Source organism: Terrabacter sp. GCM10028922 (genome assembly GCF_042666095.1).
Lineage (GTDB): Bacteria > Actinomycetota > Actinomycetes > Actinomycetales > Dermatophilaceae > Terrabacter.
In genome coordinates, this window is sequence record NZ_JBHTFG010000023.1 from 351,271 (window position 1) to 365,279 (window position 14,009).

15 protein-coding genes are annotated in these 14,009 nt (G+C 72.5%); 8 read left to right on the top strand and 7 right to left on the bottom strand.

Features of this window, described 5'->3' with window-relative positions; genetic code table 11:
- The first annotated feature begins 29 nt into the window (after positions 1-29).
- Both ACFQU3_RS18450 and ACFQU3_RS18455 read left to right on the top strand, forming a co-directional pair.
- Positions 30-740, top strand: a complete 711-nt coding sequence (locus tag ACFQU3_RS18450; RefSeq protein ID WP_385912431.1) for an LppX_LprAFG lipoprotein — start codon at positions 30-32, stop codon at positions 738-740.
- 7 nt (positions 741-747) lie between these two features.
- Positions 748-2,490, top strand: coding sequence for an MFS transporter (locus ACFQU3_RS18455; RefSeq protein WP_385912433.1), 1,743 nt, complete (start codon positions 748-750; stop codon positions 2,488-2,490).
- A 24-nt stretch (positions 2,491-2,514) separates the two neighbouring features.
- On the opposite strand, the gene ACFQU3_RS18460 is transcribed toward ACFQU3_RS18455, so the two are convergent.
- On the bottom strand, positions 2,515-3,306 hold the full coding sequence (locus ACFQU3_RS18460; RefSeq protein ID WP_385912435.1) for an exodeoxyribonuclease III: 792 nt from the start codon (positions 3,304-3,306) through the stop codon (positions 2,515-2,517).
- A gap of 52 nt (positions 3,307-3,358) precedes the next feature.
- Here ACFQU3_RS18460 and ACFQU3_RS18465 point away from each other — a divergent pair, with 52 nt between their 5' ends.
- Positions 3,359-4,135: an SDR family NAD(P)-dependent oxidoreductase gene (locus tag ACFQU3_RS18465; protein WP_385912437.1), complete on the top strand. Its 777-nt coding sequence runs from the start codon at positions 3,359-3,361 to the stop codon at positions 4,133-4,135.
- A gap of 41 nt (positions 4,136-4,176) precedes the next feature.
- On the top strand, positions 4,177-4,737 hold the full coding sequence (locus tag ACFQU3_RS18470) for an orotate phosphoribosyltransferase (RefSeq protein WP_385912439.1): 561 nt from the start codon (positions 4,177-4,179) through the stop codon (positions 4,735-4,737).
- Here the strand turns inward: ACFQU3_RS18470 and ACFQU3_RS18475 are convergent.
- Positions 4,707-5,372, bottom strand: a complete 666-nt coding sequence (locus tag ACFQU3_RS18475) for a hypothetical protein (RefSeq protein WP_385912441.1) — start codon at positions 5,370-5,372, stop codon at positions 4,707-4,709. The genes ACFQU3_RS18470 and ACFQU3_RS18475 overlap by 31 nt on opposite strands.
- Positions 5,369-5,662 (bottom strand): DUF1905 domain-containing protein, encoded by a 294-nt coding sequence (locus tag ACFQU3_RS18480; protein ID WP_385912443.1) that lies wholly within the window; start codon positions 5,660-5,662, stop codon positions 5,369-5,371. Before ACFQU3_RS18480 ends, ACFQU3_RS18475 begins: the two co-directional genes overlap by 4 nt.
- A gap of 157 nt (positions 5,663-5,819) precedes the next feature.
- Here ACFQU3_RS18480 and ACFQU3_RS18485 point away from each other — a divergent pair, with 157 nt between their 5' ends.
- Together ACFQU3_RS18485 and ACFQU3_RS18490 are read left to right on the top strand one after the other, a co-directional pair.
- Complete coding sequence (locus tag ACFQU3_RS18485) at positions 5,820-6,563, top strand: LemA family protein (protein ID WP_385912445.1); 744 nt, start codon at positions 5,820-5,822, stop codon at positions 6,561-6,563.
- Positions 6,564-6,585: 22 nt separating this feature from the next.
- On the top strand, positions 6,586-7,668 hold the full coding sequence (locus ACFQU3_RS18490; protein WP_385912447.1) for a hypothetical protein: 1,083 nt from the start codon (positions 6,586-6,588) through the stop codon (positions 7,666-7,668).
- Positions 7,669-7,671: 3 nt separating this feature from the next.
- Here ACFQU3_RS18490 and ACFQU3_RS18495 read toward each other — a convergent pair whose 3' ends face one another.
- Complete coding sequence (locus ACFQU3_RS18495; protein ID WP_385912449.1) at positions 7,672-8,619, bottom strand: TIGR03086 family metal-binding protein; 948 nt, start codon at positions 8,617-8,619, stop codon at positions 7,672-7,674.
- Positions 8,620-8,713: 94 nt separating this feature from the next.
- Complete coding sequence (locus ACFQU3_RS18500; protein WP_385912451.1) at positions 8,714-9,433, bottom strand: DedA family protein; 720 nt, start codon at positions 9,431-9,433, stop codon at positions 8,714-8,716.
- Between the two features lie 295 nt (positions 9,434-9,728).
- Here ACFQU3_RS18500 and ACFQU3_RS18505 point away from each other — a divergent pair, with 295 nt between their 5' ends.
- Positions 9,729-10,364, top strand: a complete 636-nt coding sequence (locus tag ACFQU3_RS18505; protein ID WP_385912453.1) for a TrmH family RNA methyltransferase — start codon at positions 9,729-9,731, stop codon at positions 10,362-10,364.
- A gap of 22 nt (positions 10,365-10,386) precedes the next feature.
- Here the strand turns inward: ACFQU3_RS18505 and ACFQU3_RS18510 are convergent, their stop codons facing one another.
- Positions 10,387-11,622, bottom strand: coding sequence for a citrate/2-methylcitrate synthase (locus ACFQU3_RS18510; protein ID WP_385912455.1), 1,236 nt, complete (start codon positions 11,620-11,622; stop codon positions 10,387-10,389).
- A gap of 98 nt (positions 11,623-11,720) precedes the next feature.
- On the opposite strand from ACFQU3_RS18510, the gene ACFQU3_RS18515 reads away from it, so the two are divergent.
- Complete coding sequence (locus ACFQU3_RS18515; protein WP_385912457.1) at positions 11,721-12,923, top strand: citrate/2-methylcitrate synthase; 1,203 nt, start codon at positions 11,721-11,723, stop codon at positions 12,921-12,923.
- A gap of 141 nt (positions 12,924-13,064) precedes the next feature.
- On the opposite strand, the gene ACFQU3_RS18520 is transcribed toward ACFQU3_RS18515, so the two are convergent.
- Positions 13,065-13,886, bottom strand: a complete 822-nt coding sequence (locus ACFQU3_RS18520; RefSeq protein ID WP_385912459.1) for a M57 family metalloprotease — start codon at positions 13,884-13,886, stop codon at positions 13,065-13,067.
- Positions 13,887-14,009 lie beyond the last annotated feature (123 nt).

Below are 14,009 nucleotides of genomic sequence, written 5' to 3' on the forward strand. Positions count from 1 at the left end.
GGCACGACCGCTCGGTTAGCCTGACCCCCATGCGCATCTCGGGAAAGCTCGCCGCGGCCGCCCTCTCGGCGCTGTGCGTCGTCACGGTGGCGTCCTGCTCCGGCGACCCGGAGGGGTCCACTCCGAGCCAGACGCAGCTGTCTCCCGCGCAACGCCTCGCGACCGCCAGGGCCGCGGTCGACGCCGCGCCGTCGGTCCATCTGGGGCTCGTGAGCGCCAACGTGCCCCAGGGCGCGAGCGGCGTCGTGTCGGCCGACGGCTGGGGAAAGCACCCGCCGGCGTTCAAGGGCACCTTCAAGGTCACGCTCAAGGGCGTGCAGGCCGACGCCGAGATCACCTCCGTCGACGGCGTCGTCTACGCGAAGCTCCCGCTCATCCCGGGCACCAACGAGATCGACCCCAAGGCCTTCGGGCTGCCTGACCCCGCCGTCCTCTTCTCGACCGACAAGGGGCTGACCTCGCTCCTCACCGCCACCGCCTCGCCCACGGCGGGCGACCAGGTGCGGCAGGGGTCCGAGGTGCTCTCGACCATCAAGGGCAGCCTCCCGGGCAAGGCCGTCACCGACCTGTTCCTCATCGGCGACAGCAGCGGCACCTTCACCGTCACGTACGGCCTCACCGACGCCCAGCAGCTGCGCCAGGTCGTCATCACGGGCCCCTTCTTCGGCGCGGGCACGACGTCGACGTACACCCTGACGCTCGACCAGTACGGCAAGCCCGTCACGATCACCAAGCCCTGAGGACACGGTGACCGAGACCGCGGCTCCACCAGCACCCCACCGCCTCGCCCTGCTGACGGCCGCCTCGGCCGCGGTGGCCCTCGCGGCCGCCGACACCTACGTCGTCGTGCTCGCCCTGACCGACATGATGGCGGGCGTCGGCATCGGCATCGACGCGCTGCAGCGGGCGACACCGATCATCTCCGGCTTCCTCCTCGGCTACATCGCCGTCCTGCCGCTCATCGGTCGCCTCTCCGACCTGCTCGACCGCCGCCGCATCCTGCTCGGCTGCCTCGTCGTGTTCGTCGTCGGCTCGGCCGTCACGGCGCTCGCCGTCGAGATGTCCGTCCTCGTCACGGGCCGCGTGCTCCAGGGCATCGGCGGCGGCGGCCTCGTGCCGGCGACGCTGGCGCTCGTCGCCGACCTGTGGCCGGTCGACCGTCGCGGCACGCCGCTCGGAGTGGTGGGTGCCGTGCAGGAGCTCGGCTCGGTGCTCGGTCCGGTGCTCGGCGCGATCGTGCTGGCCTGGTCGGGGTGGCGGGCGATCTTCTGGCTCAACGCCGTTGCCGCCCTCATCCTGTATGCCGTCATCCACCTCCTCGGGACACGCCGGAGCGGACCTGCGGCGGTGGACGAGACGCACCCGGCCCGGAGGGCGCGTCGACGGTCCGTCACGGTTGCGGCCGCGATCCTGGCGGTGCTCGGCGCCGGCGTCACCGGGCTCGCACTCGCAGCCCCACAGTCACTCGTCACCGACGTCACCCTGGGGGCGCCCTTCGTCCCCCTTGCCGGGGAGTCCCGGGTGCTCACGCCGATCGGGGTCGTGGGCCTGGGCCTGCTCACCGTCCTGGCCGTCGTCACGGCGCCGCGCTGGTGGACCGTGCTGCGCCGTGCCGACCTCTTCGGAGCCCTGCTCGTCGCCGTCGCGCTCGGCAGCCTCGTCCTGACGTTCGCGTCGTCGGACCCCGAGAAGGAGGTCGTCGGGACGCTCGGCTACAGCCTGCTGCCCCTCGGCGCGGTCGCCCTCGTCGTGCTCGCTTGGTGGCACCGGCGCGCTGCCGACCCGCTCATCCCGCGCGGCGTCGTCGGGGCCCGCGGCCTGCGGTCGCTCGTGGTCAGCCTCCTCGTCGGCACCGCACTGGTCGCCGTCGTCGTCGACGTGCCGCTCCTCGCGCGGCTCACCGACACCTACGACGAGACCGGGGCGGCGCTCGTCCTCGTCCGCTTCCTGCTCGCCGTCCCGGTCGGTGCGCTCGTCGGCGGATGGTCGCTGCGGGCGCTGGGCGACGGGCTCGTCGCCGGCGTAGGCCTGCTCGTCGCCGGCGGTGGCCTCCTCGTCATGTCGCGATGGACGCTGGAGTCCGTCGGCGACACGGTGCCCGCGACGGTGGTCCTCGTCGTCGTCGGGTTCGGCATGGGCCTGGCCCTCGCTCCGGTCAACAACGCCGCCCTCGCCGGCTCTCCGGCAGACGCGCACGGCGTCGCGAGCGCCCTCGTCGTCGTTGCCCGCATGGTCGGCATGGTGGTCGGGCTGGCGCTGCTCACCTCGATCGGCCTCAGCCGCTACTTCGAGGCCGTGCGCCGCCTGCCGGACCCGTTCGACACCGACGCGCTCGTCGGCGCGGGCGTCGTCCAGGTGCAGACGGTGTTCCTCGGCGGCGCGGCCGCGGCCCTCGTCGGTGCCGCCGTCGCCTTCACGCTCGGGACGCGTCGACGGGCAGCCTCGCGCACCCCGGCCGACGCCGAGGTGCCGCGCTTCGTCGGCCTCTGACCGACGCGCGCCCCTGCTGCCCCGTCACGGCTCGACCTGGAAGACGACCGGCGCGTGGTCCGAGGCCCCCTTGCCCTTGCGCTCCTCGCGGTCGATGGCCGCGCCGACGACGCGCGACGCGAGGGCGGGTGAACACAGCGCGAAGTCGATGCGCATGCCCTGACGCTTCTGGAAGCGCAGCTGCGTGTAGTCCCAGTACGTGAAGGTGCCCGGCTCGCTCGTGTGCGGCCGCACGACGTCGCTGAAACCCGCGTCGACGACCGCCTGGAACGCCGCGCGCTCCCCGGGCGAGGTGTGCGTCCTGCCCTCGTAGTACGCGACGCTCCACACGTCGGCGTCGGTCGGGGCGATGTTCCAGTCCCCGAGGAGGGCGATCTGCGCGTCGGGGTCGGCTGCGAGCCAGCCGCGACCGGCGACGGAGAGCGCCTCGAGCCAGCTCAGCTTGTAGCCGAGGTGCGGATCGCCGAGCGCGCGGCCGTTGGGGATGTACAGCGACCAGATGCGCACGCCGTTGCAGACCGCCCCGAGGGCGCGAGCCTCGGGCGCCAGCGGCTCGCCCCAGCCGGGCATGCCGTCGAAGCCGACGCGGACGTCGTCGAGGCCGACCCGCGACACGATGGCGACGCCGTTCCACTGGTTCAGGCCGTGGTGGGCCACCTCGTAGCCGAGCGCCGCGAAGCGCTCGAAGGGGAACTGGTCCTCACGCGCCTTCGTCTCCTGGATCGCGAGCACGTCGACGTCGCTGCGGCCGAGCCAGGCCTCGACGCGGTCGATGCGGGAGCGGATGGAGTTCACGTTCCAGGTGGCGATGCGCACAGTCGGTCACCCTAGACGGCGGCGCCGACTCCGGGTGCCTAGGGTGAGGCGCATGACTGCAGACCGGACGACGCGACCCACGGCCCTCGTCACCGGTGCGAGCGCCGGCATCGGCCACGAGTTCTCCCGGCAGCTCGCTGCCCGCGGCCACGACGTCGTGCTCGTCGCCCGTGACCGCGCGCGGCTCGAGGCGGTCGCGGCGGAGCTGATGAGCAGGTATGCCGTCTCCGCCGAGGTGCTCACCGCGGACCTGTCGGACCGGTCGGCCCTGCAGCTCGTGGCCGACCGTGTCGGTGACCCGGACCGCCCCGTCGACGTCCTCGTCAACAACGCCGGCTACGGCCAGCGGCGCAGCTTCCTGCGCAACGACCTCGCCGACGAGGAGGCTGCGTTCGACGTGCTGACCCGCGCCGTGCTCGTCCTGTCGCACGCGGCCGGGGTGTCGATGCGCGGGCGCGGGAGAGGCGCGATCATCAACGTCTCGTCGGTCGCGGGTTTCATCGCCTCCGGCTCGTACTCCGCCGCCAAGGCCTGGGTGACGACGTTCACCGAGGGCCTCGCGGGCGAGCTCGCCGGGTCGGGTGTCACCGTCACGGCGCTCTGCCCGGGCTTCACGAACACCGAGTTCCAGGAGCGAGCGGGCATCAGCAAGCCGGGCCCGGGCTTCATGTGGCTCGACCCCGTAAAGCTCGTCTCCGACTGCCTGGACGACGTCAGCAAGGGCCGGGTCGTGTCGGTGCCGGGCGTGCAGTACAAGGCGATCGTCGGGCTGCTCCGGGTCGTGCCGCGCTCGGTCATCCGGCGCCGCGCCCGTCTCGTCCGCCGCTGACCGCGCCGGCCGGTGCCCGAGGCGCTCTACGATGGAGCCTCGTGACCGCCACTGACATCGCCGCCGCCCGTGCCCGCCTGCTCGAGATCATCAAGGAGAGGGCGATCGTCCACGGTCGCGTGACCCTGAGCTCGGGCAAGGAGGCCGACTACTACGTCGACCTGCGCCGCATCTCCCTCGACGGTGAGGCCGCGCCCCTCGTCGGGATCGTCATGCGTGACCTGACGAAGGACCTGACGTATGCGGCCGTCGGTGGCCTGACGCTCGGCGCCGACCCGGTCGCGACGTCGATGCTTCACGCGGCCGCGGCCGCGGGCGAGCGTCTCGACGCCTTCGTCGTGCGCAAGGCCGGCAAGGCCCACGGGCTCCAGCAGCGCATCGAGGGCCCGTCGATCGCCGGCCGCCAGGTCCTCGTCGTCGAGGACACGACGACCACCGGCGCGTCCCCGCTCGAGGCCGTCCACGCCGTGCGCGAGGACGGCGCCACGCCGGTCGCCGTCGCGACGATCGCCGACCGCGCCACCGGGGCCGGCGAGAAGATCGCCGCCGAGGGCGTGGAGTACCGCTACGTCTACTCGCTCGAGGAGCTCGGGCTCGCCTGAGCACCCTGCGGGCGTCCACTGACGTGCGCGTCGAAGCCGCTGCGCAGGGCCTCGACCGACGACGGTGGCGTGATCACGGCCGCCGTGCCGCGCGTCGGCCTCGGGAGGGGCGACACGGCGTACGTGTTGTCGGGACGCCACGACACCAGGCCGTCGGGGCTCACGAGAGCAGGACCGGAGTCGAGCAGCACGTACGCGCCGTCGGGGAGGTCGCCCCACGCGTACGCGTGCAGCCGGCGGGTGCGTCGGCCGGCGTCCCAGCGCTCCTCGTGCAGGACCCGGTCGAGCCCTGGCGCCGACAGGTGGTCGAGTCCACGGGCCGCCGCGACGAGGTCACGGAAGCGGGTGAAGTCGGCCCGCCGGCACTCGGCGCAGGGCCGGTGGCCGGCCGCGAGAGCAACCGGCTCGTCGAGGAAGAAGAGCGGTGTGTAGTGGCCGGCGTCCCACTGGGCGGCGCGTCGGCCACGGAACTCGAGCACGCACGTGATCCACGCGCGCCCGACGTGGTGCCGGCGCACGTCGCGCGCGCCGTCGCCGTCGTGCAGGCGGCCGCGGTTGCCCATGAGCTCACCGCGCCCCGTCGCCGCGACGACGTCGCTCATGGGGCTGACGCGGTTGCGGGCGGGGCCGCTCACTCGAGCACCTCGAGGGCGAACTCGGCGGGGTCGCCCTCGTCGAGGCGCTCGGCCCGGCGGACCGCCTTCTTGACCGGCAGCACGTAAGCGCCGCGCGTCGAGTCGGGGAAGACGGACGTCGTCCAGGTCGTGGCGCCGACGGTGGCCCGCACCCGCACCGAGCCGAAGCCGCGCGGTGGGCGGGGGACCTCGCGGATGCGTGCGGACACGTCCGGGTCGACCGTCACGAAGAACCACCCGGACTGTGCCTCCCACCGCCACAGATCGGCCGTGAACCGCAGGGTCGTCATGCCGTCCACGCTACGACCCGGCACCGACACGACCCGCGGCCCCAGGAAGCAGCAGGAACCCGTCAGCACCGGGTGCCGTCGCAGCAGCGGCCCGGTCCGGGCGGTGCGTGCAGCACTAGGATCGGCACACTGACCGCCCTGCTACCGGGAGAACCCCATGATCATCGTCTGGATCCTGCTCGGCCTCGTCGTGCTCCTCGCCGTCGTGGGCGTCGTCATGTACAACGGGCTCATCGGCCTGCGCAACAAGGTCGAGGAGGGCTGGCGCCAGATCGACGTCGAGCTGAAGCGCCGCCACGACCTCATCCCCAACCTCGTCGAGACGGTCAAGGGGTATGCCGCCCACGAGCGCGGCACCCTCGAGGAGGTCATGCAGGCCCGGTCCGCCGCGATGTCCGGCGCGGCGACGCCGGCCGCCGCAGCCCAGGCCGAGGGCCAGCTGAGCCAGGCACTGGGTCGCCTCCTCGCCGTCGCCGAGGCCTACCCCGACCTCAAGGCCAACCAGAACTTCCTCGCCCTGCAGTCCGAGCTGACGAGCACCGAGGACCGCATCGCGAGCTCGCGCCGCTACTACAACGCGCTCGTGCGCGACCTCAACACGAAGGTCGAGAGCGTGCCGTCGAACATCGTCGCCAACATCGCCGGTGTGAAGCGCGCCGAGTACTTCGAGACCCCGGCGACCGAGGCGATCGTGCCGAGCGTCTCCTTCGGTGGCGAGGGTGTCGGCGGCTCGACCCCGCCGCCCGCCGTGTCCGCGTCGACCCAGCCGGGCGCAGTCGGCGGTCCGTCGACCCAGCCCGGCACAGCCCCGGGCGCTCTCCCGCAGGCGCAGGCCCCGGGCGCGGCCCAGCCGGACCCGACGACCGACTCGACCTCCGACTCCGGCACGCCCCAGGCCTGACCGGTCCGAACAGGGGGTTGTCATGGCGAAGCGCTTCTCCGTTCCCGGCCGCGACGAGATCGCGAGCCGCCTGCCGCTCGACCGGATCCCGGTCCTGGGCCCGCTCGTGCCGCACCTGCCGGGCAAGATCCCGATCAAGGTCCCGATCAAGGTCCCGATCAAGGTCCCGATCAAGCTGCCGCCGTGGCTCTTCCGCGACATCGCGTACTTCTCGTACGCCGTCCCAGACCCCGGGCCGGTCGAGGGGGAGACCACGAGCCAGGAGGACATCTTCCGGGTCTCTGCGTGGTCTGGTCTCGTCCGCCGCGTCACGGACGACCGCTCGTCGCCGGTGTTCAAGAGCGACCGTGACCCGGCGTGGTCGCCGTCGCGCGGATCGCTCGCGATCCACACGGCGAGCGACGCCGACCCCGACTCGCACCTGGCCGTCATCGACGCGGCCACCGGCGCCGTGACGCACACCCTCGGCCCGGGCCACAGCCCGGTGTGGCTCGACGGCTCGACCCTGCTCTACCTCGGCGTCGTCGACGGCGGCACCGACGGCGCCCGCACCGACGTCTTCTGCGTCGACATCGCCACGGGTGCCGTCACCCGCATCACCGACGCGGGAGTCGGCGCAGACATCGGCACGCTGTCGTGGCACCCGACCGCCGGCCTGGCGATGGGCGTCGCCGAGCTCTCACCGACCGAGCGCTGGTCGGTCGCCGTCGTCCCGGCCGCGGCCGTCGGCGCCGTGCGAGCGGGTGGCCCGCCCGTCGCGCGGTCGGCGTTCACCTACGTCACCGCTGCGGCGACGCGCGCCGCGGCGCCCGCGTGGTCGCCCACCGCCGACCGCATCGCCGTGTCGACGTGGACCGACGGGTCTCCTCCGCGCGTCGCCATCCTCACCGTCGCCACCGGCGTGATCACGCCCGTGCCCGGCCCGACGCCGGCCACGCTGACCGACTTCGGTCCGGTGTTCTCGCGCGACGGCAGGATGCTGGCGTTCACGCGTGGCGACGAGGACCTGTGGAGCGAGATCTGGCTCTACACCATCGCGTCGGGACACCTGCGCCAGCTCACCGACGACGCGCAGACGCGGTTCAAGGGCGGCCTGGACTGGTGAGCCTCACCCCTTGACGTAGGAGAGCTTCTCGCACACGAGACCGTCACGCAGGCGCATGGCGTCGACACCGCGTACGTGCCCCGGCGACTCGCCGCCCCAGTCGAACCGCCACCGCAGGACGGCGCGGTCACCCGTGACGAACGACTCCTCCTCGCTGAACCGCGGGTCGGGCGTCTGGCCGAAGAGCTGCTCCCACACTGCGCGCACGGCCGCGGCGCCCTCGTGGCGCTCGCCGTCGGGCGCCGGGCCGGTCGACTCGAAGACGCAGTCCTCGGTCATGCAGGCCATGATGGCGTCGACGTCTCCACTTCCGAACGCGGCGTTGAAGCGGGCGAAGCCGGCGTGCACCGGTCCCCATGCGGCGTCGCGTCCGAAGCGCGCGAGCAGGTCGCCCTGCGGGTCGCCCGTCAGCCTCGTGCGCGCACCGATCGCACCGCCCGAGCGGTACGCCTCCTCCGTTGCGTCGAACCACGCCGCCACCTCGGTGACGAGCTCGGGATCCAGGCTGCGCTCGCGGCCGATCGCGACGGCGAGGTCCCATCCGTGGACCAGGTGGTCGGCCATGAGCTGGCGCACGTACTCGTCCATCGACTCCTCGCCGTACGACAGCTGCACCGTGCCGTGCGAGGGGAGGGCGCCGTCGACGCCGGCCAGGGCCTCTACCGCAGCCGAGGCGGCGGCGCGGCGCGGGTGCTCGCCGAGCAGGTCGCCGTCGAGGCGGTCCCCGACCTCGGCGATCGTCCGCCCACCCATGAGCGGCGAGGTCCAGAGGTCCTCGCCGACGACGTGGTTGACGAGGTCGCGCACGCTCCACTCGGTGCACGGAGTCGGCTGACCCCACTGGTCGTCGGTGACCGCGGCAACCTGGGCCGCCCACCACTGCACGCTGCGCCGGTAGAGCGCGGCGAGGTCGGTCGTACCGGTGCGCGGCTGCGCGAGCGGGCTGTCCATGACGTCTCCCATCGCCCCTGCCCACCAGTGTGCTCCGCCGCCGCAGCGCCGTCAGGGCATCGGGCGAAGAGGCGCGCAGGGTTCAGAGGATGCGTCAGGGCGTCCGGTCGGTGTCGGTCGCGCGGTCGGCGAGGTCGCTCGCGGCCTCGCCCACCTCGGCCGCGATGCCCTTGGCCTCGCGTCGGTGCTTGAGGTACTCGTAGACCATCGGCAGCACGGACACGCCGACGATGAGCACGATCGCGATCTCGAGCTTGTCAGCGAGGCCCGGGAACGACTTGCCGAGGAAGTAGCCGACGAGCGTCAGCCCGGCCGCCCACAGGACGGCACCCACGGCGCTCCACGTGAAGAACCGGCGCCGGTCCATGCGGCTCACGCCGGCGACGACGGTGATGAAGGTGCGCACGATCGGGACGAACCGGCCGATGACGAGCGCCTTGTTGCCGTGCTTGTCGAAGAACGCGGTCGTCTGGTCGAAGTACTTCTTCTTGAGCACCCGCCCGTCACGTTCGTAGAGCGGTGTCCCGATGGCGCGGCCGATCTCGTAGCCGACGACGTTGCCGAGGAAGGCTGCGGCGCACAGGGCGATGATCGCGACGCCGAGGTTGACGTGCACCTGGCCGGTGGCGATGAACAGGCCCACCGCGAAGAGCAGCGAGTCACCCGGCAGGATCGGGAAGAGCAGCCCGCACTCGATGAAGACGATGGCGAGGGCGATGGCGAAGAACGCGCCCTGGTACTGGTTCAGCAGGTAGGCGGGGTCCATCCAGTCGGGGCCCAGGGCCGGAGCGACGGTGGCTGCGAGTGCGTGCATGCGTCACAGGGTATGCCGTGTGGCCGTGGCCCTCTGGGTCCCCGCTGTCCCCGGGCTGTGGGTCTGGTTGTGGGTCTCGGTGTGGGTCTCGGACCGGTCTCGAAGCCGTATCGATGACGTGTCGACCCCTTCCGCCCGTGCGCGGCGCCGGATCACGATGGCGGTGGGAGCGAGGGAGGAGGTCGGTCGCGACCGTGGTCGCTCCGTCCTCCTCCTGAACCCACGTCGCACCCGCTCGTAGACTCAGGGCGGCCGCCCGGCCGTTCGAACCGCCGTCTGCGTCGAGGAGTCGCGAATGTCCCGTCCCCCTGGCGTGGACGGACCCGACGTCGGGGTCGGGCCGTGGGAGGGGCCGTGGCCCGAGGGCGACCACTACGACCCGGACCTGCTGGCCCACGGTGACCGGCGCAACGTCGTCGACGCGTACCGCTACTGGCGGCACGATGCGATCGTCGCCGACCTCGACGCGAAGCGGCACGACTTCCACGTCGCGGTCGAGAACTGGGGCCACGACTTCAACATCGGCTCGGTCATCCGCACGGCGAACGCCATGGGTGCCCGGGCGTTCCACATCGTCGGCAAGCGGCGCTGGAACCGCCGCGGCGCGATGGTGACCGACCGCTACCAGCACGAGCACCACCACCCGGATGCCGCCGCCCTCGCCTCGTGGGCGCGGGCCGAGGGGCTCGCGCTCGTCGGGGTCGACAACCTGCCGGGGTCGGTGCCGATCGAGACGTACGACCTTCCGAGGCGGTGCGTGCTCGTCTTCGGACAGGAGGGGCCGGGGCTCTCGGAGCCCATGCGTGCCGAGTGCGAGGCGGTGCTGCACATCGAGCAGTTCGGCTCGACCCGGTCGATCAACGCGGGAGCCGCGGCGGCCGTCGCGATGCACGCGTGGGTCCGCCGTCACGTCTTCGACCAGCACGTCTGACCGGCGGGCGGCAGGACACGCCTCACGCGCCGGGGTCGCGGCCGCGCCAGCGCAACGGCTCCTCGGCGTACTCCTCGACGACGTGCGCGGCGACACCCACCGAGCGCGCCACCTGGAAGACGACCTCGCCGGACTCGGCGGGCAGGCGCAGCGCGTGCAGCACCGCCGCGCTGGCGAGGTCGATGTTGGGCAGGGCGCCGGTCCGGTCGGCGACGAGCGCGGCCAGCGCCTCGACCCGACGGCGTAGGCGGGTCGTGCCACGACGCCGCCACAGGGCGTTCAGGACCACGTCGGCGCGTGGGTCGCCGTCCGGGTAGAGGAAGTGCCCGAAGCCGGCGACCCCACCGCGCTCGCGCAGCGAGCGGGCCACGAGCACGGAGGGGTCGGTGCCCTCGGCGAGCAGGCCGTGGGCGGCGATGGGCGCCGCGCCGTGGAGCGGACCGGCCATGGCGGCATAGGCCGCGCAGAGGCAGTCGTGCAGGCCGGCGCGAGTCGACGCGGCCACGCGTGCGGCGACCGTCGAGGCCGTGAGCCCGTGGTCGAGCAGCGCGACGAGCAGGACACGGAGGACGGCGACGTCGGCGCTCGAGGCGGGGTCGCCTCCCAGCGCCTCGAGCGTCAGCGCAGCAAGATCGACCGGGCGATCGCGGCTCGACCCGGTGGCTGGGGCTCGATCCCACGACATGTCGCCGGTTCGAGGACGTGTGGTGGGAGCGAGCACCGATCGTCGCGCCACGAGACCCACGGCGGCCCGGACGGTCGACAGCGCCGAGGCCCGCACCCGGTCGGGGTCGGCATCGGACGAGAACGGGTCGGCCGCTGCGAGCAGCTGGACCGCGACCGGCACCCGTCGCTCGAGGGGCAGCGCCGAGAGGTCGACGCCCACCGGCACCTGGGCGGGTGGAACCGGTTGCGCCCCAAGGGAACCCAGCACGACGCCAGCGGCCTCGTCGAGCGAGCCGATCGCGACGACGTCCGCGAGCGGGACGCCCCGATAGAGGAGGTCTCCGTCGGCCTGGCTGCTGACGGCCGTGGCGATGCTCCGGAAGCGCAGCAGCGGCTGGGGACCACCCGGTGCGCGGGTCGCCGACGCCATGGCGTCGATCTGCGCGCGCTCGAAGAGGCTCTCCTGCTGGCCAGGACGACGTTCGCTCCGCAGCAGCCCACGGCTGACGTACGCATACAGCGTCGCTCGCTTGACCCCGAGCCGTTGCGCGGCCTCGGTGGTGGTGATCCACGCCCCGGTCGTGCCCGTCATCCCGCCTCCGTGTTGATCGGGTCAACGTTGACTGGATCAACATTGACGATGTTGATCAACATGTTTGAGAGTGACGAGTGAACCCGAGAGGAGCACTCATGTCCAGCACCACCGCAGACTCGACACCCGCCGGCACGACCGACGCGGGCTTCGTCACCGTCCCGAAAGGCCTCGCGAAGGTCGTCGTCACCGACACCGAGCTCGGCGACGTCCGAGGCGACGAAGGCTTCTTCCACTACCGGCAGTACTCCGCCGTCGAGCTGGCCCAGAAGGTCGGCTTCGAGCAGGCGTGGCACCTGCTCTTCCACGGCCACCTGCCCGACGACGACGAGCTCGCCGCCTTCACGGCCGAGGTCGGCCGGCTGCGCATCATGCCCCGCGAGCTCGCCGACCTGCTGCCCGGGATCTGCGCGACCACGACCGACTCGCTGCAGGTCCTGCGCACGGCGCTGTCCGCGTGGGGCGGCGTCAGCGGCATCCGGCCGCTGTACGACGCCGACGCGGACGAGGCGCGCGCGGCGGCCATGGCGGCCGTCGCCGTCACACCGACGATCCTCGCCGCGGCCCACCGCCTGCACCAGGGCCTCGAGCCGATCTCCGCCGACCCGGGCCTTCGGCACGCCGGGGACTACCTGCGCATGGTGACCGGCGAGCTGCCCTCGGCGCGAGACGCCCGGGCCGTCGAGCAGTACCTCGTCGCGACGATGGACCACGGTTTCAACGCGTCGACGTTCACGGCTCGTGTCATCGCGAGCACCGGCGCCGACCTCGCCGCGTGCCTCGTCGGCGCCATCGGGTCCTTCTCCGGCCCCAAGCATGGCGGCGCACCGAGCCGGGCCCTCGAGTCGCTCGACGAGATCGGGACGCTCGACCGCGCCGAGCCTTGGGTGCGTGGGCGCATCGAGGCGGGCGACCGGATCATGGGCTTCGGCCACGCCGTCTACCGCACGCGCGACCCGCGTTCCGAGATGCTCAAAGCGGTCGCCCGCGGGTGGGACGACCCGCTCGTCGTCCTCGCCACCGGTGTCGAGGACGCCATCGAGAAGGCGCTGGCGCAGCTCAAGCCCGGTCGCGAGCTGCACGCCAACGTCGAGTTCTACGCCGGGGTCGTCATGAAGCTTGCCGGTCTCGACCCGTCGATGTTCACCCCGACCTTCTGCGTGGCGCGCGTCGTCGGCTGGACCGCCAACGTCCTCGAGCAGAGCCGCGACCCGAAGATCATCCGGCCGGCCGCGCACTACGTCGGTCCGCCGCCGCCCCAGCCGGTGCCCACCGGCATCCGCACGCCGCAGCCGGCCTGACGGCATACGGCCTCCGCCGGGGGTGGACGTGGGCGTGGACGTGGGCGCAGACGTCAGCGCGGACGTAGGCATGGAGCGGGCCCCGACGCATCCGGCGGCCGGGGCCCGCTCACCCGCGATCAGAGGGAGCTGCTGATCACGTCAGCTGCCGTACACCGCCTGCACTCCGGCGCGGTCGGAGGCGGTCATCGACAGGTCGTCGGACGTCCCGTTGCACTGGGGGTAGTGCATGATCGACGCCGAGTCGTACGGCGTCAGCGGACGCCAGTTGTTGTCCTCGAAGCACGTCCCGGCTTCGGGGCGGGTGTGCTCGTGGCGGAACCCGAGGGTGTGGCCGAGCTCGTGCGCCATGATGTTCGACGGCGTCCACGACCCGGCACTGTAGAGCGACTTCGCGTTGACGAGGACGTTGCGGCCCGACTTCGACGTGCTCGGGAAGAAGGCGCGGGCGATGTACTGCGTCGTCTTCGTCGGCTCGACGGAGAAGACCACCGAGCTGTTGCGGGTGGTGCAGCTGCCGTCCTGTGTCGAGACGTGGATGAAGTCGACGGCCGACGAGGCCGCCTCCCACTGGCCGGCGCCGGCAGCCATCGCGGACACGACGCGGCTGTAGTCGGCGCCGAACTTCGTGCTGACGCAGTACGTCAGGTTGCCGACGGCGGCCTGGCTCCAGCGGTCGTCCTGACCGTTGACCCGGTTGATGATGAGCGACTCGGCGTCGACGTGGCGCGGACCGGTGACCATGGCGTCGTAGAACTGACGCAGGTCGCCCTTGCTGTCCTCGGGCTCGTCTCCGTTGACGATGTACTGCCCGTCGAGGTCCTCGAAGGTGGTAGCGGCGAACTCCTGGAACGTCGGCACGTCACCCTCGACCGGGGCGGCGCTGGCGCTTGTGGCGGCCAGGCCTGCGGCGAAGGTGGCGGCGAGGGCGACGGACAGGGTCCGGAGCTTCGTGAGCTGCATGGATGGTGCTCCTCGGGGTTCGGGTCACCCGTTCGGCCGGGCGACTGCTCGAAACCGTAGGTTGGTCGTGGCAGGGCGTTGTCGTGGCGTTGGTCAGGACTCGGCAGGCAGTCGTCAAGGATG